At 72.7% G+C, this 19224-nt stretch carries 15 protein-coding genes; 4 read left to right on the top strand and 11 right to left on the bottom strand.

Features of this window, described 5'->3' with window-relative positions; translation table 11 throughout:
• Positions 1-9 precede the first annotated feature (9 nt).
• The 7 genes from ACFC51_RS27355 to ACFC51_RS27325 all read right to left on the bottom strand — a co-directional run bounded on the left by ACFC51_RS27355 (position 10) and on the right by ACFC51_RS27325 (position 10372).
• Positions 10-1470 (bottom strand): MFS transporter, encoded by a 1461-nt coding sequence (locus ACFC51_RS27355; RefSeq protein ID WP_376531344.1) that lies wholly within the window; start codon positions 1468-1470, stop codon positions 10-12.
• Positions 1467-3509 carry a B12-binding domain-containing radical SAM protein gene (locus ACFC51_RS27350; protein ID WP_376371085.1) on the bottom strand — a complete coding sequence of 681 codons (2043 nt, stop codon included), beginning with the start codon at positions 3507-3509 and terminating at the stop codon, positions 1467-1469. The genes ACFC51_RS27355 and ACFC51_RS27350 overlap by 4 nt, the downstream gene beginning before the upstream one ends.
• An 88-nt stretch (positions 3510-3597) precedes the next feature.
• Positions 3598-5001: a B12-binding domain-containing radical SAM protein gene (locus tag ACFC51_RS27345; protein ID WP_376531342.1), complete on the bottom strand. Its 1404-nt coding sequence runs from the start codon at positions 4999-5001 to the stop codon at positions 3598-3600.
• Complete coding sequence (locus ACFC51_RS27340; RefSeq protein ID WP_376371082.1) at positions 4998-6377, bottom strand: asparagine synthase C-terminal domain-containing protein; 1380 nt, start codon at positions 6375-6377, stop codon at positions 4998-5000. The genes ACFC51_RS27345 and ACFC51_RS27340 overlap by 4 nt, the downstream gene beginning before the upstream one ends.
• A gap of 1 nt (position 6378) precedes the next feature.
• Positions 6379-7488 (bottom strand): AMP-binding protein, encoded by a 1110-nt coding sequence (locus ACFC51_RS27335; protein ID WP_376371081.1) that lies wholly within the window; start codon positions 7486-7488, stop codon positions 6379-6381.
• A 35-nt stretch (positions 7489-7523) separates the two neighbouring features.
• On the bottom strand, positions 7524-8927 hold the full coding sequence (locus ACFC51_RS27330) for an oxidoreductase (protein WP_376371080.1): 1404 nt from the start codon (positions 8925-8927) through the stop codon (positions 7524-7526).
• Entirely contained in the window at positions 8924-10372 is a 1449-nt protein-coding gene (locus tag ACFC51_RS27325) for a B12-binding domain-containing radical SAM protein (RefSeq protein WP_376371078.1), read from the bottom strand. The genes ACFC51_RS27330 and ACFC51_RS27325 overlap by 4 nt, the downstream gene beginning before the upstream one ends.
• A 432-nt stretch (positions 10373-10804) precedes the next feature.
• Here ACFC51_RS27325 and ACFC51_RS27320 point away from each other — a divergent pair, with 432 nt between their 5' ends.
• Together ACFC51_RS27320 and ACFC51_RS27315 are read left to right on the top strand one after the other, a co-directional pair.
• Positions 10805-11584, top strand: a complete 780-nt coding sequence (locus ACFC51_RS27320) for a phytanoyl-CoA dioxygenase family protein (RefSeq protein WP_376371076.1) — start codon at positions 10805-10807, stop codon at positions 11582-11584.
• Complete coding sequence (locus ACFC51_RS27315; protein WP_376371074.1) at positions 11581-12462, top strand: enoyl-CoA hydratase/isomerase family protein; 882 nt, start codon at positions 11581-11583, stop codon at positions 12460-12462. The genes ACFC51_RS27320 and ACFC51_RS27315 overlap by 4 nt, the downstream gene beginning before the upstream one ends.
• On the opposite strand, the gene ACFC51_RS27310 is transcribed toward ACFC51_RS27315, so the two are convergent.
• Entirely contained in the window at positions 12438-13124 is a 687-nt protein-coding gene (locus ACFC51_RS27310; RefSeq protein WP_376371072.1) for an NUDIX hydrolase, read from the bottom strand. The genes ACFC51_RS27315 and ACFC51_RS27310 overlap by 25 nt on opposite strands.
• Positions 13125-13872: 748 nt before the next feature.
• On the opposite strand from ACFC51_RS27310, the gene ACFC51_RS27305 reads away from it, so the two are divergent.
• Positions 13873-14718 (top strand): arginase family protein, encoded by an 846-nt coding sequence (locus tag ACFC51_RS27305; RefSeq protein ID WP_376371111.1) that lies wholly within the window; start codon positions 13873-13875, stop codon positions 14716-14718.
• Between the two features lie 83 nt (positions 14719-14801).
• On the opposite strand, the gene ACFC51_RS27300 is transcribed toward ACFC51_RS27305, so the two are convergent.
• On the bottom strand, positions 14802-15872 hold the full coding sequence (locus ACFC51_RS27300; RefSeq protein ID WP_376371070.1) for a LacI family DNA-binding transcriptional regulator: 1071 nt from the start codon (positions 15870-15872) through the stop codon (positions 14802-14804).
• Between the two features lie 211 nt (positions 15873-16083).
• Between ACFC51_RS27300 and ACFC51_RS27295 the strand changes: the two genes are divergently transcribed.
• Positions 16084-17334: a transglycosylase family protein gene (locus ACFC51_RS27295; RefSeq protein ID WP_376371068.1), complete on the top strand. Its 1251-nt coding sequence runs from the start codon at positions 16084-16086 to the stop codon at positions 17332-17334.
• Here the strand turns inward: ACFC51_RS27295 and ACFC51_RS27290 are convergent.
• Together ACFC51_RS27290 and ACFC51_RS27285 are read right to left on the bottom strand one after the other, a co-directional pair.
• Positions 17304-18473 (bottom strand): DMT family transporter, encoded by a 1170-nt coding sequence (locus tag ACFC51_RS27290; protein WP_376531339.1) that lies wholly within the window; start codon positions 18471-18473, stop codon positions 17304-17306. The genes ACFC51_RS27295 and ACFC51_RS27290 overlap by 31 nt on opposite strands.
• Positions 18474-18710: 237 nt before the next feature.
• Positions 18711-19166 (bottom strand): ATP-binding protein, encoded by a 456-nt coding sequence (locus ACFC51_RS27285; protein WP_376371109.1) that lies wholly within the window; start codon positions 19164-19166, stop codon positions 18711-18713.
• Between the last annotated feature and the right edge of the window lie 58 nt (positions 19167-19224).

The following is a 19224-nucleotide window of genomic DNA, read 5'->3' as shown; positions in this document are numbered from 1 at the left end:
ACCCGGCCTTCAGGTGGTTGGCCGAATCGTGCCTGCGGTGTGGCCCGGCAGCACCTGAACATCCTGCCGGGGCGCCGGCCCACGGGGGAAGAGAACGGCCGCACCCACCGCGACGAGGGCCAGGACCGCCGAACCGGCGAACAGCGCGTGGTACGCGGCGGCCGGAGGGCGGGAGGAGGCACCGCCCGCGACCGCCAGCACCATCGAGCTGACCTGCACCCCGAACGCTCCACCGAGGTTGCGCAGCACGCCGTTCACGCCGACGGTCACCGCCGTCGCGCCGCTCGGAGACGCCTGTACCAGCAGTTCCGCCATGGCCCCGCCCAGCAGGCCGGTCGCCAGGCCGTTGAGGGCCGTGCCGAGAGCCAGGCCCCCGGCACCGGAGGGCAGTACGGCGAACACCACGGCACCGGCGGCGAAGAGGGCCGTGCTCGCACCCATCACCGCGCGAGCGGTCAGCCTCCCCGACTCCCGCAGCCAGCCGGACAGCAGCCCACCGGACAGGGCCCCCACCTGCATGGGCAGCATGACCAGGGTCAGGACGGCACCGCCTGCGCCCAGGCCGTACCCCGTGTCGCGGGGAGCGGCCACCAGGGCGGGGGCGAGCACGCCGATCTGGAACATCACCAGTCCGGTCAGCAGACTGACCAGGTTCAGGCAGACAAGAGGCCGGCGGGACATGAGGCGCATGTCCAGCACCGGCGCCGGAGACCTGCGCTCCACCCGGAGGAGGAGGGCGCAGCCCGCCCCCGCGGCCACCAGCAGCACCGCGCCGGCGACCGAGCCGAGGCCCTCCTGGCCGTACCGCGTCAGTGCCAGCAACAGGCAGGTGCTGACGGCACCGAGGAGCAGCAGCCCGGGGACGTCGATGCGGGTGGCGGGCCGGCGCGGCGTCTCGGGCAGCACCGAGGCGCCCGCCACCAGCAGCACCACGGCGAGCAGCGCGGCCGCCGCGAACAGCCAGCGCACCGCCGGCAGGCCGCCGCCGAACAGGCCCGCCAGCACGATGCCGACCCCGCCGCCGGTTCCGAACGAGGCGGAGAGCAGTCCGGAAGGGCCGGACAGAGACCTCTGGGGGAACCCTTCCCGCAGCAGGCCCACGCACAGCGGGAAGAGGCCGCCGGCCACCCCCTGCACCAGGCGCGCGACGAGCAGCACCGTGAACGAGCCGGTGAGCGCGGACGCCACGGATGCCACCGCGACCACGGCCAGGACGCAGAGCATCACCGCGCGCCTGCCGTACAGGTCGCCCAGACGACTCACGACCGGGGTGGCGACACAGCCGACGAGCAGGTGCCCGGAGACCACCCACGCGGCCTGCGAGCCCGACACAGCGAACCCTTCCTGGATCTGCGGCAGCAAGGTCGCCACACCCAGCTGGAGCAGGGCGAACAGGCCGCAGGCCCCCGCGAGCACGGCCAGCGCCGCACGGTGGGGCGGTGCTGCCGGAGCCTCGGGGCGCACGGTCACAGCTGCTCGCTGAACGCGGGTTCCGCCAGGGGCGTCACCTCGGCGGACTCGACACGGTGCCGGTAGTGGCCGATCCGGGAGACCGGGTAACTCGGGCCGATCGCCGCGAGGGCGAACGCCTTCAGGTCGCCCGGTGCCGGGCTGAAGCGGCCGTTCGCGCCGAACCGCTGATCGGTGTAGTCCACCCGCACCCGCTGCGGGCGCAGCGGGTCCCCGCCGAAGTAGCCGGGCCAGTCGTGCTCGTACTCGGCGGTCTTGCCGTGCTGCGGGTCGTAGTCCGGGCGCAGCATGACGTCACGCTGGAAGCGCAGTACGTCGCGCAGCCGGGCGTCCTGGTCGGGGTCGAGCCCCAGGGTGCGGAGGTAGTCACCGAGTTCGGCGTGGAAACGCTCGAACTCCGTGGCCACCCGCAGCCAGCCCCAGTTGTCGATCGTCCAGCCCCGCCGCCTGCCGTACGGGGCGAGATGGGTGGCCAGGTCGGGCTGGCTGGCGACCAGGTTGGCCAACGGCAGCGTCGGGATGTCGATGTAGTCCTGGTACAGGCTGCGCATCCGCAGGTAGAGGGAGCCGATGAAGCTGTCGGGCTCCCCGGTGAAGTGGTTCTGCAGCCCTTCGTAGAAGGCGGTGTAGCCGATCCCGTGCTCCTGGCGGAGGTAGACCGACAGGTAGCGGGTGTAGCAGCCGTTGTGCAGGAACTGCACCGCCTGCACGAAGGCGAAGGACTCGACCCATTCGTCGCGGGGCATGGCGCTGGTCTCCATGACCATGTCCATGGTCTCGGCCTCGTCGTCGGGTGTGCCCGGCTTCTCGACGTAGAGGCGTTTGGGGACCGTGCGCAGACCGTAACCGGAGATCTTCTCCGGGGTGTTGATCGGCGCATTGGGCAGGATGCCGAATTCGTAGACCCGGAGGTCCTCGTGGTTGCCGGCCTCCAGCAGCGAGCCGATTCCCTCGCGGAAGGTGCGCGCGGTCTCCAGCGGCAGTCCCAGGATCAGCTCGGTGTAGGTGTGGATGTTCTCGACGGCGTACCGCTGCTGCAGCTTGCGGTAGTTGTCGAGGCCGATGTTCTTGCGGTCGATCGCCTCCAGGACGTCCATGTCGGTGCTCTGCATGGACAGGGTGGTGCCCATCAGCAGGTCCGCGTCGTGCCAGGCCTTGCTGATGTCGAAGACCCGGTCGTTGGAGTTCTTGGCGAAGTTGACCCGGATCTGCTTCGGCGACCCGGCCTCCGTACGGGCCTCCGCCAGCGCGTGCGCGATCTCCAGGTCGCGCGGCATGATGCCGAAGTTGGCGTCGCAGATGAACAGGTCCTCCACGTCGTTGCGCGCGAACCACTCGATCTCGTGCTGGAGGCGGTCCTCCTCGAACATGCGCAGGGCGCTCATCGTCGCCGATCCCCAGTCGCAGAAGGCGCAGGAGTACGGGCAGCCGCGGTTGGTCTCCCACAACGCGTAGAAGCGCAGCCCGCGTTCCCGGCAGGTCTGCACGGCCCCGTCCATCACCCCGTTCAGGTAGGGACTCGGGGTCTCGATCCGCCGGGGGAGCCGCTTGGCGGTCGGGCCCGCGACCGGGGTGCCGGTCCGGTTCACCGTCACGCCGGGCACGCCGGTGTAGTCGGGGCGGTCCCGGAGCCGTGCGGACAGCAGCTCCCGGAAGGCCACCTCCCCTTCACCGTGGGCCAGGACGTCGACGTAGGGGTGCCGGGTGAAGAAGTCGCCCACCCGGTCGGGGACGTGCGGCCCGCCGGCCACGACGAGCATGTCCGGGTAGCGCTCCTTGAGGATCTTCGCCACCTTCATCTGCCGGCGGAAGTTCCACACGTAGCAGGACAGGGCGAGGACGTCCGGTTCGGTGATGCCGTCCGCCATCTCCTGGACGGGGGCGACGAGGAACAGCGGCTCCTGGAAGTCGTAGGACGCGGCGATGCGTTCGTCCTGTTCCGCGTACGTGCGCAGCAGGCCGGCGACCAGAGGGAGGAAGGGCACCGCGTTGAGGCCGATGAAGTACACCTTGCGGCGGCGGGAGGATTCGGCGGACATGCTCGGGTCACGGCTCCTCGTGGTCGGGTCTGCTCTGCTGCGGTACGGCACCGGCGTGCGGGGGGTCGGGCGGGGGATGAGGGCGGTGTCATCCGGTGCTGGGAACACGCTCCGGCTCCAGGGCCCGGCCCTGTCCGGCGGCCAGGCGGATGCCGTTGAGCATCTCGTCGAAGGCGCTGTCGTCGGAGTAGTAGAAGACGGACGGGTCCTGTCCCGCGGCGACGCCCGGGGCGGGGCGGGCGCTCGCTCCCGCCAGCAGGTCGGCCAGCCGGTGGTAGAAGTCCTCCAGCGGCAGCTTCGTCGGGAAGAGCGAGTGGTAGCAGTCGAAGAGTTCGGGATCGTCGCTGATGTGCTGGTCCCGGGTCTCGTCGTACAGGTCCGTCCCGGGCAGGGGCGTCAGCACGGAGAAGCTCGGCATGTCCACCTGTAGCTCCTCGATGGTCCTGCCCAGCCGTGCGAAGTCCTCGCCGACCCAGTTGGGCTGGACGATGAAATTGGCCCGTACCTTCACCTGGTTGGTGTGGAACAGGTCGAGGGCCCGCCGGGTCTGGTCGGCGTCGGTGCCCTTGCGGTAGCCGGACAGTTCGTCGTCGGTCATCGACTCGGCCCCGACCAGCACCGAGTCCAGGCCGATCTCCGCCCAGCGGGCGATGACGTCGGGCCGGCGCAACGCGGTGTCGGTGCGGACGTACATGTGGAGCCGCTTGCGGAAGCCCGCCTTGTCGATGGCGTCGGCGAGCTCGAGCATGCGCGCGGGCTGGATGAACGCCTCGTCGTCCACGACGTAGAGGTTGTCGCCCTCGATGTCGGCGATCTCGGCCAGGACCCGGTCGATGTCCTTGACCAGGTAGCGCCGGTCCGTCATCCGCCACAGCGAACAGAACTTGCAGGTGTACGGACAGCCCGCGGTGAACCGGATCAGGGACACCGGCCGGTAGATCGAGTGGAAGTAGTCCTGCCGGTGGTGCGAGAGCAGCGAACGGTCGGGCATCGGCAGGTCGTTGAGCGCCGCGGGACGCGGCCGCCGGTCCCGCTCCAGCCCCGTGCGGGAGTCGTACGGCGCGAGTCCCACCCCCGTCTGCGGGGTGCGCCCCGCCTCCAGGTCGGCGGCCAGCCGGTTCAGCGGCGCGCCGCCCTCGCCCGCGATCACCCAGTCGGCGGCGAAACCGTCGAGCCACTCGGCCGAGACCGTCGGGTGGTGTCCGCCGAGCACGATCGGCACGTCGGGCCACAGGCGGCGGACCTCATGGCTGACCTCGCGGGACACCCGGACGCTGGTGGTGTAGGGGATGGCCACGCCCACCAGGTCCGGAGGTTCGTGCACCGCCGCGTAGTCCGCCAGCGGCCCGTCCAGCCGCAGGTCGTGGATCGTCACGTCGTGATGGCCGCGCAGCGCACCGCCGAGGTATTCGAGCGGCAGCGGTTCACAACAGCTCAGCCGGTCGCTGAGCAGGGCCCGTTCGTTGCGGGGCCACACCAGCAGAACCCTCATGTCATGCCTCCCAGACGTCGGTCCTGGTCCGCCACGGCGGGCCCGGTCCCGGGCCCGCCGCTCCCGAAGACCTCGGTGGCGATCTCGTACAGCCGCCCGGTCTGGACGGCGGGGTCGTCGGTTCCCAGCGCGGCGGCGAACATGTGGCTCATCGCGGTGCCCTCGTGGATGCCGCGCTTGGGGCGCCACGCCACCTCGGCTGGCAGGACGTCGGCGGCGGCGCTGCGCAGCACCCACTTCGCCTCCCCTTCCCGGACCTTGAGCCGTCCGCGGATGTCCAGGGCGGCAGCCATCACCTCGCGCGACCAGTACGGGTGGCGCACGGCGGTGTGGCGTGCGTCCGCGAACGCGGGGTGGAACTCGTTGCTCCGCCCGGTCGCCCGGGTCTGTGCGACGACGGCGCCCTCGACGGCGTCCTCGCCTCCGGTGCCGCCGAGCCCCGCGAAGAGCAGGTCCGCGCCGTATCCCGACAGCAGTACCTGGCGGCGGTCGGTGGCGATGTGGCCCTGGAGGAAGCAGGCGGGCGCGGCGATCTGCAGGGTGAGCAGGTCCCAGGTCTCCAGCGCGCGGATCATGCCGGGCAGCATCCCGGCGAGCTGGTCCGGACCGAAGTTCACCTCCTCGTGCTTGGTGCCCAGCCGGTCCGCCAGCCAGGCGGCCTGGGCGAACTCGTCGCCGAACGGCGTGCCCACGGTGTACGTGCGCACCCCCGACGAGCCGGCCTCCAGCACCGCAAGCGCCGCGACCGTGGAGGAGTCCACACCACCGCTGAGCGAGACGGCGATCTCGTCCGCGCCCGCGGCCAGCCGCGCGACGGACGCGCCGAGCACCGTCCGTACGGTGCGCACCGCCTGGTCCGCGTCCGTCACCGAGGGCCGGTCCGGGAGAGGGGCGAGCCGGTGCACCGACACGGGGTCCTCGCCGTACGCGTCCACCACCAGGGTCACCGCGCTGTTGGCGGGAACCGGCGTGACCCCGGCGAACCGGCCACCGGGCAGCAGCGACTTCCCGGCATCGCCCAGCACCGCGGAGCGGCCCAGACGCGGGAGCAGGGCACCGGCCGACGTACCGACGAGGAGCGCCCTGCCGTCCCGCGCCCAGTGCAGCGGGCAGGTCGCGCCGACGTCGCTCCACAGGGTCGCCCGGCCCTCGCGGACCAGCACGGCGCAGTAGCGGCTGTGCGCACGCTCGGTCCAGGCGGCCAGGTCGGCGAGCGACGCGTGCTGAGGCGGGTCCTCCCCGGTCAGCCGGTCGCCCTGCACCACGAGGACGTCCGTGCCGTCGCGCCGCACCAGGACGTCCATGGCCCGGCCCTCGCCGAGGAGCGCGACCTCGGTGGCGCCGTCCGGACCGCTGGACAGTATGAATCCGGCCATGTCAGTAGACCCCCTCGACGCGGCGTCCCTCGGTGAACTCGGGGCTGTACGGATCTCCCACCCACGGCCACGGATAGCGCTCGGCCGCGACTCCGTAGGGGCGGACCCTCCGGGCCCGGTCCCGCTCCCAGAAGCCGGGGAGCAGGGCGTCGTCCGTCAGCCGCCAGACCCGTACCCGGCCCTCCTCCCCGAAGGGCACGTCGTCCCCCTGCTCGTCGACGACGTCCAGGGCGACGTGCGGCTGGCACGGCACGTACACCACACGGTGCTCGTCCTCCGCCTCGAAGGGCTTCTGCCAGCTGATGCCGGTGGTCGACGTGCCGTACATGCCGACCACCGGGACGCCGGGGAAGAAGTCATCCCGCAGCTGCCGGTGCGTCTCGGGCTCCAGGGTGGTCCCGGCGTGCACGATGGCCTCCACCCCGGCCAGCGCCTCTGTGCCGAGCCGTTCCGGCAGCATCTCCAGCAGCCGGGAGGTGCAGAACAGGACGCCGATGTCCTGGGACCGGGCGACTTCCGCGATCTGGGCCCAGATGTGGTCGACGTAGCGGTCGTAGGCGGCGGTCATGCCTTCCTCGCCGAAGATCTTCACGATCCGCGGGTCGAGGTCGATGGAGAAGCACATCCCGCCGCGGCGCTCCGCGAAGGCGACCACCAGCCGGCCGGTCGTGTGCGGGCCCATCGGCCCGACGAACAGCCAGTTCTTCCCGCGCGGGACGCCGTGCAGGTCCAGGAACTCGTCCGAGAAGGCGAGGATGTCGTCCCAGTAGCGGCTGCCCCAGGTGCCGTGCTTGGCCGGTCCCGTGGTGCCGCCGGTCTGCGCCGCCCACAGCGGGCCGCCCTCGGCGAGCACCGAGCGCGGCACGAAGTTCTCCAGCGGGGTCCGGCGGGCGGCCTCCTCGAAGTGCATCTGGTCCGACCCGTCACGCAGTCCGATCAGGGCGACGGCGTCCGAGAGTCCCTGCACCTTCCCGAGCGCGTCGGTGCCCTGCCGCCTGTCCCGCTCCAGCCAGTACGGCGTGCCGTGCTGCGGATCGAAGTGCAGGCGGACGAGGCGGCGTACGTCCTCGTCGGTGATCGGACGGAGCCTCGACTCGCTCGGACATCGCATGACGGGTCCCTCTCCTTCGTTGCCGTCCGGGCCGGTCACGCCAGGGCGCCCGGGAGTACGGCCTTCTTCTTGAACAGGAAGTCGGCGAGATGGCCTTCGTGCGGGTCGCACGGGTGGTAGCCGCGGTCGAACAGGTCGCCGGCGAAGACCTTGTCGACATGCGGTTCCTCGGCGAGTGCCCGCACCAGCCCGTCGGCCTCGCCGACCACGGACACGATCAAGGACCCTGCGCACGCGGCCACCGCCTTCGACCGGGGCACGTGCGCCACCGCCGTGAAGGGAAAGGGAAGTTCCGTGCCGAACAGCGGCGACCCGGGATCCACCAGCAGCACCGTGGGCCTCAGGAACGCCTGACCGTCGAGCTCCACCCGCAGCGGCACACCGGTCGCGGACGCGGTCACGTCCACCGCGCCGGCGGCGATCTCCCTCTCGATCCGCAGCGCGAGGGAGTCCCGCGCCGCCCGGTCCGGGAACGCGGGCACCGCCGCCCTCGGGTCGTCCAGCGGCAGCACAGGGCGCGCCGCGAACTCGTGGGCCAAAGCCTCGGCCGCCGCCTTCGGATCGCCCAGCACGACGAGGGAGCTCATGTTGACGCAGAGCCTGCCGCAGCCCGCGAACGCCTCCCGGGCCAGCCGCTGCCAGGCGTCGTCCGGCAGCCGGTCACCGATCACCGCCCGACTGCGGCCGAAGTGGTACGTCTTCACCTTCCCGGGAGGCAGGTCGGCAGGGACCTCCTCGCCCGGCCACAGCACCTGGTCGGCCAGCCGGCGCAGCGCGGGCGCGTCCCCGTGCACCACGGACACACCGTGCTCGGGCAGCCCGGCCGCGTACAGCTCCTCGGTGAGCAGGACCGGTGTGAAGGGGTCGGCGGCCGCGGTGCTCAGCAGCACCGGACGGCGCGTGGCCAGGGCCTGGAGCCACTCGATGTTGATGGTCGGGAAGTTGCCCGGCTGACGCACCAGCACCGACCGGCCCGCAGGACGCCAGCTCCACCCCAGGCCGCTGCCGCCGGTCCGGTAGGCCGCCACCGTGCCGTCGGGGGACTGCGCCGCCAGGATCTCCTCCATACGGGCGAGGTCCTGGGCGGCCGTGCGCAACCCGCGGGCGGCACGCCGGCGGGGGAGGCCGCTCACCGCCGACAGGGCGCGCAGCCACACGTCGAGCTCCCCGGAGTCCAGCCGGGCGGTGACACGGCCGGCGGCGCGGCGCAGCAGCCCGAACCAGTCCGCGTCGTCGATGGACCGCATACGGCGGGCCGCGCGGCCCGCCTCCTCGGCCATCCGGAACTGCGTGAGACGTCCGGCGGAGCCGACCCGGGCCAGCGGCCTGCCCTCACCGTCGTGGACGACGTCCGGGCGGTGCGACATGACCGCCCGCGCGCCGTCGTAGGCCGGGACGTCCAGGACCTCCGTGCCCGGAGCGGCCGTCGGCGCACTCACTGGACCTCCGGCACCAGCGCCGCCGGCTCCTTCGTCGGCTCTGCGCCACCGTCGAGCAGACCGAGGCGGGTCTGGACGGTGCTCAGGTCGGCCAGGTACGCGATGCGCTTGTACTTGCCGTCGCGGCGCGTCGGCGTCATGTCGTCGTACAGCTTCCACAGCTCGTCGATGGAGGCGGCCTCGCTGGAGGTCACGGGGATGTGGCCGGTGAAGCAGTCGCTGTCGTCGGTCTCCAGGGTGAAGTCGACCCGCTTGGCCATGTCCTTCTCCACCTCGTGGTGGAAGGGCACGAAGAAGCAGGGCGAGACGATGTCGTGCCGGTTGTCACCGAGCCGCGCCTGCAGCCAGGTGATGGTCGAGCGCATCGCCTCGTCCGTCTCGCCCGGGATTCCGAGGATCAGGGTGGCCTGCACGCCGATCCCCGCCTTGCTCAGCGAGCTCAGCGCCCGCTCGGTCACGTCGACCTTGACCGGACGGCCGAGCCGCTTGAGCAGCGACCAGTCGAGGGTCTCGACACCGACCAGGAGCCGGAAGCAGCCCGAGTCGCGCAGCATGCGCGCCATGTCGTCGTCGATGAGGTCCGGACGGGCCTTGGCCTCCCACTCGAACTTGCCCTGCAGACCCGACTTCTCGATGCTCCGGCACAGCTCCTGCATGCGCGGGACGTCCTCGACGAAGTCGTCGTCCTCGATGCGGATCCGGTCGAAGCCGTGGACCTCGACCAGGTCGCGGATCTCCTCGATCACCCGCTCCGCGCTGTGCCGGCGCTGGCCGACCCCCCACTGGTGCTTGGAGTAGCAGTAGGCGCAGGCGTACGAACAGCCGCGGCTGGTGACGAGGTTGCCGGACCGGCCCCGGGAGATCTGGTTGTACAGCTGCATGTCCGCCAGGTCCCGGGCGGGCTTGGGCAGCTTGTCGAGACGCATCACCTGCGGCGCGGCCGGCGTCTCGACCACGGTGCCGTCGTCGTCGCGGAAGACGATGCCGCGGACCTTGCGCAGGTTCTTGCGGCCGTTGTTGCCGTACTCGTGGACCAGGTGGGAGAAGGTGACCTCGCCCTCGCCCTTGACCACCACGTCCGCGGAGCCGTCCTCGACGAGCTTGCGGGCCAGCGGGGTGGCGCCGACACCGCCGTAGACGACGAGCGCGTTCGGATGGTGGCGACGGGTCTCGGCACCGAGCTTGATGCCGTTCTTCAGGCTGGAGGTGAGGACCTGGATGCCGACGATGTCCGGGTGATGGCCGCGGAGGAACTCGTTGGGCGTGGCCAACGGCCTCTGCAGGACGAACAACTGGTCGTCGATGAACCGGACGTCGGTGCCCTTGGTGTCGTGGAAGGTGCCCTCCCGGAGGGTCGCGGCCAGGGAGAGCAGCCCCAGTTGCGGTGCGGAGATCGACTCCCCGGAGTACGACGACCGGCGAGCGTTCACGAGTAGAACCTGCATGCGTGTCTGGCCTCCTGCGCGTGGACAGTCCCGGGGCACCGACCGACTGCCCGCACAGCCTGTGCACCCGGCTCCGTGGGTGGCGAACTGGTGATGCCGTGCCTGCCGCCTGTGAGGAGGCGGGAGCGGTTCCGGTACGGCTCGCACGGACGGGGTCACTTGGGGATCTGCAAGCCGCAGTACAGGGGACACCGCACGTCGGAGCGGCGTCCAATGCCAATCGCGGGTCACCGGAACCCGCCGGGGGCATGAGTCGGTCCGGCCCGCGGGAGTCATGCCGTGGGCGCATCACCGCGATGGCGCCTCGGCCTATGGGACGGGGCGCCGCCCTGTGGCAGCATCGTGCGGTGTCCGACGGAAGGGCCCGGGCCGGTCAGGCCGGTCCACCCGCCGCACCGCGACGGTCCGGCCCCTCCCTGCCCGAGGAGTGTCATGACTGCTTCCCACTTGCCCTCCGGCGCGGTGGAGCCGACGACCACGACGGATCCGGCAGCCGGCGAGCGCGAGACCTTCCGGCGCGACGGGGTGGTCCGCTGGGACCACGTGCTGACGCCCGAGCAGGTCGTCGCTCTCCGGGGGAGCGTGGAGCGGGCCTTCTTCGACGACGGCCGCCCGGCCGAAGGGGTACGCGACCTCTCGGAGCGCAGGGGCAGACCGCTGGAGCTGGCGCTGCTGCAGAAGGTGAACCTGTGGCAGACCGACCCGGCCTGCGAGGCCCAGGTCCGCCGCCCCGACCTGTACCGGCGGGTGGAGGAACTGCTCGGCGGCCCCGTGCGCCTGTTCCGCGACCACTCCTTCTACAAGCCGGCCGGCAAGGGCGAACGCAGCCGTCTCGTCCTGCACCAGGACAACCGCTACTGGCACCTCACCCCGCCCGAGGCGGTCACGGTGTGGATGGCGCTGGACGACGCCACTCCGGAGAACGGCTGCGTCCAGTACGTCCTCGGCAGCCACCGGTTGGGCAGGGTGGAACACACCCGGCCGGAGGAGGGAGCCGTCCTGGTCGAGGCACGCAGCGAGCAGGAACCCGTGGCGTACCCGGTACCCGCGGGCAGCGCCCTGGTCCACCACGCCAACACCCTGCACGGCTCCGGGCCGAACCTCACCGACGGCCCCCGCCGCGCCTACGCCCTCGTCTTCGTCCGGGCGGACGTCTCGGCGCGCGGTGAGGCGATGACCGGGTTCCCGCTCGCCGCTGACCTCGTCCGGTGACGGAGGAGGGGAAGGACCCTGCGTACGGGACGATTCTCCTGGACCGTGCCGACGGGATCGCCTGGGTCACGCTCAACCGCCCCGACCGGCTCAACGCCACCACCGAGCAGATGCACCACGAACTGCTGGACGCCTTCGCCCGCGTCGCCGAGGACGGTTCCACCCGGGTGCTCGTCCTCACCGGTGCCGGCGACCGGGCCTTCTGCATCGGCAGCGACCTCGGCTTCCTCACCGAGGTCCTGGACGGCGAGGAGGCCGATGCCGACCTGTTCGCCGCCTACCTGGAACGGCTGAACCAGGTCGTCTTCGCCCTGGAGCGCATGCCGGTCCCGACGATCGCCATGGTGCAGGCCAAGGCCCGCGCCAGCGGCTTCGAGATGGTGGTGGCCTGCGACTTCGTACTGATCGCCGAGGAGGCCCGGATCGGCGACGTGCATACACCGTACGGTCACATGCCGGGAGCCGGCGCCACCCACCGCACCGTCCGGAAGATGGGCCTGCAGCCCGCGATGGAGCTGCTGATGACCGGCCGCTGGCTGTCGGCAGCCGAGGCCGTGGACAAGGGTCTCGCGCTGCGCGCGGTCCCGGGGGACCGGCTCCGCGAGGAGACCGCGTCCTTCGCCCGCACGCTCGCCGACGTCCCGGGCGACTGCCTCCGGCATCTGAAGTCGGCCGTGATGGGCGGCCTCGGCCGGACCGTCGAGGAGGCCGTGGCGGTGGAGACGTCCGCGTACCTGGCGCTGCTGCGCTCGTCCTCGGGGCCGGTCGACGGTTTCCGCGCGGGGCAGCGGGACCGGGCAGTCCGCCGGGCCGGCCCCGCCTCCGTCGAGGCGGTCGCCGCCGCGGGTCCGGATCAGGGCGGCGAACCGTCTCCGTAGCGGCGCCGGGCGTCGGACAGGTCCTCGATCCGGTCGGTGTCCCAGGGGAGTTCCCAGCCGCCGAGCCGCAGCAGGCAGGCGGTGAGGGCGGCGGTGAAACCCCACACGAACACGTTCCGGGCCAGGAATCCTGGGCTGAGAAAGCCGTCGGGGAGCCGGACCAGCAGCCGCGCCGCCGGGTCGGCGAGGTCCGTGAGGGGCACCCGGTGGACGGACACGATCTCCTCGCCGTCCCCGGCGATCCGGCCGCCCGCCCCCCACCAGCCGAGCACGGGAACGACCGAGAAGCCGCTGTGGGCGAGGTTCAGCGGGGCGAGCGCGCCCGCGATCCGGACCTCCGAAGGGTTCAGCCCCGTCTCCTCGCACGTCTCGCGCAGCGCGGTGCGCACGGGACCGCCGTCACCGGGAGCGGAGGAGCCACCGGGGAAGCAGACCTGGCCCGGGTAGTTCCGCAGGGCGCCGGAACGCCGCAGGAAGAGCACGTCCGGGCCCCGGCGACCGGTGCCGAGGAGCACCAGGACGGCGGAGCCCCGCGCATCCGCGGGCACCGGGCCCGCGTACCGCGCCAGTTCCGGCGGAGGGTCGCCGTACGTCCTGCGGACCACGTCGGTCAGCCAGTACGGCACGTCGTCGCCGGGTGCGTCCTTCCGGTCGTCAGCCACGGACGACAAGCGTAGGGAACTCCGGGCCCGGCCGGGGAGGTTCTGCGGGAACCGGTGGTCCCGTCCGGGCCGCAGGGACGGCCGTGCGCACGAAAGGCCATGCGTGCGGGAGGCGGTGAGGACGGCAGGCGGTGCGCACCGGTGCCGTCGAGGCGGCCTGGAGAGCCGAGGACAGCGGACGAGCGGGATGCGCACGCCCGGACCGGTACCGCGTACCCGACCGGGCAACGCGTCGGCGGACGGGCCGTGACCGGGCCGCGGTCGGGTCCGGGGACGCCGCGCGCACCGGGGACGGCGGCGGGGACGGCCGGGAGCGCGGCCGGCTGACCGTGTGCCGGCCGGGCGGTGCCACCGCGGTCCGCACCCGCAGGGCGGAACGGCAGCCGCGGCCTCCGTACGCGGCGAGCGGCCCCGGCGGTCTCCTGCTCGGCGACGTCGCTCGACCCCCGGGCGGGCTCGCCGGCCCGCCCTCGACGGACGCCCGGCCGGCGAGGGGGCCCGGCGGTGTCGCACGACGAACGGGTACGGAAAGGACGGGGCTTCCGGGTCCGCGTGCAGCCGTCCGCCCCGATGCGGGTACGCGGGGAGAGCGGGGAGAGGCGTCCAGGGCACAGTGGCCGGAGGCCGCCCGGCCGTCCCCGGGCGGCCGGTCCGCCCGCTGCCGACAGCTCGCCGAGCCTGGAGGGAACGTCCGACCGTGGACCGCAACGACCCGCCGGCGCGCTCGCGCGTGCGGCCCCCCACCTTCATGCGGCTGCCGCTCGACCGCGACCCGACGGCCCGCGACCTCGTGGTCCTCGGGGTGCCCTACGACGAGTCGGGCCGGTGCCCCGGGACCCGCCTGGGACCGGGCGCCGTCCGCGACGCGTCCGCCCTCGCGCCCGCTCCCGGTGCGGACCGCGGCCCGGGCACCTTCGACCTCGTCGACTGCGTCGACGGAGGGGACTTCGATCTGACACCGTGGATCTCCGGTGCCGTCCCCGAGGTCCTGTACAAGCGTCTCTCCCACCTCCTCGCGGGAAACGCCGCCGTGCTGCTGCTCGGCGGCAGCCGGAAGCTGACCCTGGCGGCGCTGCGCGCGGTGGCCGAGGTGCACGGTCCTGTCGCCCTTCTCCGCCTGGCCGCGGATCCCGCGGGCCCGGCCTCCGAGGGCGACTGCTTGCACCAGGCGGTCGACGAACACCTCGTCGACCCGACGGCGGTGGTCCGGATCGGCCTGCGCGGCGCCGGCGGATCAGGCCGTGCCCCGGGCGGGGTCATGCTCGACGTCGGCCGGTTCGGCCGGCTGGGCGTCCGGGGTGCCGCCGGATTCGTCCGCCACCGGATCGGCCGCCGTCCCGTGTACGTCTCGGTGGCGGTCGACGTCGCCGACCCGGCCTTCGCTCCCGGTACGGGCATCCGCGTGCCGGGCGGGCTCACCTCGCGGGAGGTGCTCGGGCTGCTCCGTTGCGTCGGGGACCTCTGCCCGGTCGGCTTCGAGGTGACGGGGGTGTCGCCGCCGCAGGACCGGTCAGGGATCACCGCCGCGCTGGCCTCGGAGATCGGTGGCGAACTGATCCACCAGTACGCCAGGGCGCAGCGCATCCTGATGTGAGCCCGCCCCGGCAGCCGGTGGACGTCACGGACAACACCGGCCATCCCCGACCGCCCGCCTGCCAGGCACGGTCCGTCGCCGTACTAGGCCGAGTCCCTGACGACCAGCACCGGTTCGAAGATCACGGATGTCGCCGGCCGGTCTGGTGCGGTCAGCCGGTCCAGCAGCAGCCCCGTCATCTCCGCGGCCATGTCCTCCACCGGTTGCCGCACCGTCGTCAGCGGCGGCCGGCAGGCGGAGGCGGCGCTGCTGTCGTCGAAGCCGATCACGGCCACGTCCTCGGGTACCCGCCTCCCGTGGTCCCGCAGCACATGGCAGGCGCCCGTCGCCATCAGGTCGTTCCCGGCGAACACCCCGTCCAGATCCGGGTGTTCGGCCAGCAGCCGCTCCATGGCCGCTTCGCCGCTCTCCTGGGTGAACTGCCCCTCGGCGACCGGCACATCGCTGTGACCGCCCCGCGCCATGACGTCCCGGAAGCCCGCGAGCCGCTCCCGCCCCGCCGGTATGTCCAGGGGCCCGCTGATGCTGACGATCCGGCGACAGCCCCGCGCCAGCAGATGCTCGGCGGCCAGCCGGGCGCCGTCGCGATGGGCCAGATCGACGTAGCTGATCCGGACGGGCCGGGCGGGGCGCGCGTAGAGCACGGCCGGCAGCCCGGCGTCCACGACCATGCCCGGCAGCGGGTCCTCGGCGTGGGTCGACACGATCAGCGCGCCGTCCGCGCTGCCCTGGCGCAGATAGGCCACGACCTCGTCCCGCGCCTTCGAGGTCTCGGCGAACATCAACACCGGGTGCATGCCGCGCGGCCGCAGGTAGTTGACGACTCCGGTCACCACCCGGCCGAAGAACGGATCGGCGAACACCTGGGCGGTGAAGGACCCCTCCCCGGCGGGCCCCTCCCCGTCGGGCTCGACCCCGGCCCCCGACACCACCAGGGCGATGGCGTCCGTGCGCCGCGTGACGAGGGAGCGGGCCGCCCGGTTGGGCGTGTAGCCCGTGACCGAGATCGCCTGACGCACGGCCTCCTGGATCGACGGGTCCACGTTGCGCACCCCGTTGACGACCCGCGAGACCGTGGCACGTGAGACACCGGCCGCCCGCGCCACGTCCTCCAGGGTGGGCGTCGCACCGGTCGGCCGCAGAGCATCCGTCATGAGGGCATTTATAGCATCAGCGACGGACTCGGATAGAGCGCTCTCCCGAGCCGACGCGACTGGTCCGACGGCCGGTGCGAGCTCAGGTGGCGGGGGTGGTGCGCCGGTGCGCAGGCGCGGTGGTCGCCGACTGTTCACTTGTCATCACCCGCTGTCTGCCCATACGTTGGCCGCTTGCGACGTGTCCTACAGCCAGTGGGGGAGCCTGATCATGGCCGCGAACGGACGGCACCGCAGATATCAGCCCAGCCGGATCAACCGTGCCTCGCTCACGGTGACGGCGGGCGGCGCGGGCATCGCGCTCCCGCTTCTCACGGCTGCCTCGGCGGGGGCCGCCACGACCGATGTGTGGGAGAAGGTCGCCGCGTGCGAGTCGACCGGCAACTGGCACATCAACACGGGTAACGGCTACTACGGCGGCCTGCAGTTCACCCGGTCGACCTGGGCCGCCTACGGCGGCACGGCCTATGCGGCACGGGCCGACCTGGCGACCAGGGACCAGCAGATAGCCGTCGCCGAGAAGGTGCTCGACGGTCAGGGCCCGGGGGCCTGGCCGACGTGTTCCGTACGGGCCGGCCTGAAGCAGGGGGGTGACGCGCCGGACACCGCCCCGCAGACGAAGCGTCCGGCGACCGCCACCAAGGCCGCGCCCGGTACGGCGGAGTCCCGCCCGGCGAGGGCGACGGCCGCACCGGCGAAGGCGTCGCCGACCGCCGTGCCCGGCAAGCGCGAGGCGTACACCGTCGCGCGCGGGGACTCCCTCTCCGGCATCGCGTCCGCCGAGCGGGTCCGGGGCGGGTGGCAGCAGTTGTACGCGGCCAACCGCGTCGTGGTGGGATCCGACCCCGACCTCATCATCCCGGGGCAGCGGCTGACCCTCGACGTGGCCGGGACGCCCCTCGCGGACCCGAAGCCGGCGGCGGCCCCGAAGCGGAAGGCGGCGGCCCCGAAGGCGACGCAGAAGCCGGCGCCGAGGGCCGCCGCCACCCCGAAGGCGACGGAGAGAGCCGCGCCCGAGCGGGCGTCGAAGCCGACCGAGAAGAAGGCGGCCAAGCCCCGTACCGGCCTCACCGCCCCGGTGTCGGCCCGCACCGGGACGCCCTACCACCAGGCGGGTTCCTGGTCCAGCGGCTACCACACGGGCGTGGACTTCCCGGTGCCCACCGGAACCTCGGTGAAGGCCGTGGCCTCCGGGAAGGTCGTGTCGGCCGGGTGGGCCGGAGCGTACGGCTACGAGGTCGTCATCCGGCACGCCGACGGCAGGTACAGCCAGTACGCGCACCTCTCGTCGCTCCACGTGCGCGAGGGCCAGCAGGTCGGCAGCGGCCAGCGGATCGCGCGCTCGGGATCGACCGGCAACAGCACCGGCCCGCACCTGCACTTCGAGATCCGCACCGGCCCCGGCTACGGATCGGACGTCGACCCGCTCGCCTACCTCAGGGCCGGCGGCGTCAGCATCTGAACGGGCGGCCCCGCCAGGGGCTGTAAGTCACCGCGGCGAGCCGGGCCCGCAGAGGCCCGGCCGCCGTCGAACTCCACGCGTCCGCCGCCGTGGTCCAGCGGCAGGGTCAGCGGCAGCGAGAGCGCCGTCGGCCCCGGAAAAGGGTCGGGCAGCACCGCCGCCCCCTGGGGAAGCGAGGGCTTCGCCGGCGCGGGCAGCGCCACGTGGTGCCCGGAGTCCTTCGCCCGCGCCGCAGGCGCCGGCTCCCCGGTCTCCTCCCGCTCCCCGGTCTCCTCCCGCTCCCCGGTCTCCGCCCGCTCCCGGGTACGCCGCTCCGCCTCCACCCGCTCGGTGGTCAGCAGCACCAGCCCGGCCGCGGCCAGTGCGCCGCAGCCGACCGCGAGCAGGGTGCCCGTCACCCCGTAGCGGAACTGCTCCCCGAACATGGTGATGCCCACGGCCGCGGCGACGACCGGATTGACCACCGTGACCGTCGCCAGCGGCGCGGTCAGGCCGGCCCCCCGGTACGCGGCCTGGGACAGCAGCAGACCCGCGGCGGCGAGAGCGGCGATCACCAGGAGGGTCGGCAGCCCGGACGTCACCGACCCGGAGGTCCATTCGACCGCCACGGTCTTCGTGAACACCGACGCCATCCCGAAGGCGATCCCCGCCCCCGTGGCGAGCACCACGCTGCGCAGCATCGGCCGGTGCAGCCCCTTGGCGAGGAGCAGCAGCGCCACCACCACGCCTGCCGTCCCGACGCCGAGCATCAACTGCTCCGGCCCGGCGAGGGAGTGGGACCCCGCCCTCCCCGTGAGTGCGAGCAGTCCCGCCAGGCCGACCGTGGCCATCAGGGCGCCTCGCCATGCCGTCCGTCCCGCCCTGCGGTGGACGAAGAGCGCCGCCATGGGCAGCGCGAAGACGATCGTCAGGGCTCCGAGCGGCTGGACGAGGCTGAGAGGGCCGTACGCGAGGGCCACCACGTGCAGCACCGCTCCCACGCCGTTGAGCGCAACGGCGACCCACCAGACGCCGTTGCGCAGCGGTGCGTACGGGCGGCTGTCGCCGGTCGCGGCCACGCGCTCCTGGACGATCGCGCCGGCCGCGTAGGCGACGGCGGAGACCAGTGACAGCAGCACGGAAAGCGCGAGGGAGCTCATGTACACCACGATGTCCCGTCGGAGCCGCCACGTCGTCGTCCTTGAGGCGGCGATTCGGCGTACTGCTCCGGTAGTACGTCCATCAATGTCGGGTCCTCCTCTCGACGGTAGTCCTCCGCGCCCGAGGGCTCAGAAGTTCGCCGGGAAGGTCACGCCACGTCGCGGAGGGGATGCGCAAAGTGCCCGAAAATGGACCGGAGCGGTCTCCGGGTTCGAGTGCAGGTCCCGCGCGGTGGCTCAGGTGCTGAGCATGAACTCGGCGCGGATGCGCTTGCCGACGGGAACCCGCTCGGCCGTCACGCGGTCGCAGAGCGCGACCACGATCTCCATCCCGTGACCGCCGAGGCGGGCCGGGTCGGGGGAGTAGAGCACCGGAAGGGCGGTGCTGCTGTCGTACACCGTCACGCTGATGCGCCGGGCATCGCCCTCGAGCTCCAGCAGATACGGGCCGTGGCTGTAGCGGTCCGCGTTGGTGACGAGCTCGCTGACCGCCAGCATCAGGTCACTGCGGGTGTGCTCGCCGAGGACCGCGAGCCACTCCGCCACGAGCCGGGCCAGGAAGCGGTCGGCCAGCGCGCGTGCCTGCGCGATGCATCCCGGCTCCCCGTCGAACACCTCCGCGACCAGCAGAACCTCGGTGGACGGAGACCCCTGGAACGGGTCGTCCGGCCGTGAGGTGGCCTGTTCGTTCATGTGCTCCAGCCAAGGCGCCGCAGGGGAGGTCATGGATCTCTTCTCGCCGTTCGTCTAC

The organism is Streptomyces sp. NPDC055962 (assembly GCF_042270185.1).
Classification (GTDB): Bacteria; Actinomycetota; Actinomycetes; order Streptomycetales; family Streptomycetaceae; genus Streptomyces.
Note: the sequence above shows the minus strand (reverse complement) of the source record. Positions and strands in the feature narration are given on the sequence as shown.

What these genes read in the sequence shown, in the direction of transcription:
- ACFC51_RS27285 (WP_376371109.1), bottom strand. Translation starts at nt 19,166, where the DNA reads ATGAACGAACAGGCCACCTCACGGCCGGACGACCCGTTCCAGGGGTCT.
- ACFC51_RS27295 (WP_376371068.1), top strand. Translation starts at nt 16,084, where the DNA reads ATGGCCGCGAACGGACGGCACCGCAGATATCAGCCCAGCCGGATCAAC.
- ACFC51_RS27340 (WP_376371082.1), bottom strand. Translation starts at nt 6,377, where the DNA reads ATGGCCGGATTCATACTGTCCAGCGGTCCGGACGGCGCCACCGAGGTC.
- ACFC51_RS27300 (WP_376371070.1), bottom strand. Translation starts at nt 15,872, where the DNA reads ATGACGGATGCTCTGCGGCCGACCGGTGCGACGCCCACCCTGGAGGAC.
- ACFC51_RS27345 (WP_376531342.1), bottom strand. Translation starts at nt 5,001, where the DNA reads ATGAGGGTTCTGCTGGTGTGGCCCCGCAACGAACGGGCCCTGCTCAGC.
- ACFC51_RS27305 (WP_376371111.1), top strand. Translation starts at nt 13,873, where the DNA reads ATGCGGCTGCCGCTCGACCGCGACCCGACGGCCCGCGACCTCGTGGTC.
- ACFC51_RS27320 (WP_376371076.1), top strand. Translation starts at nt 10,805, where the DNA reads ATGACTGCTTCCCACTTGCCCTCCGGCGCGGTGGAGCCGACGACCACG.
- ACFC51_RS27290 (WP_376531339.1), bottom strand. Translation starts at nt 18,473, where the DNA reads ATGAGCTCCCTCGCGCTTTCCGTGCTGCTGTCACTGGTCTCCGCCGTC.
- ACFC51_RS27350 (WP_376371085.1), bottom strand. Translation starts at nt 3,509, where the DNA reads ATGTCCGCCGAATCCTCCCGCCGCCGCAAGGTGTACTTCATCGGCCTC.
- ACFC51_RS27335 (WP_376371081.1), bottom strand. Translation starts at nt 7,488, where the DNA reads ATGCGATGTCCGAGCGAGTCGAGGCTCCGTCCGATCACCGACGAGGAC.
- ACFC51_RS27325 (WP_376371078.1), bottom strand. Translation starts at nt 10,372, where the DNA reads ATGCAGGTTCTACTCGTGAACGCTCGCCGGTCGTCGTACTCCGGGGAG.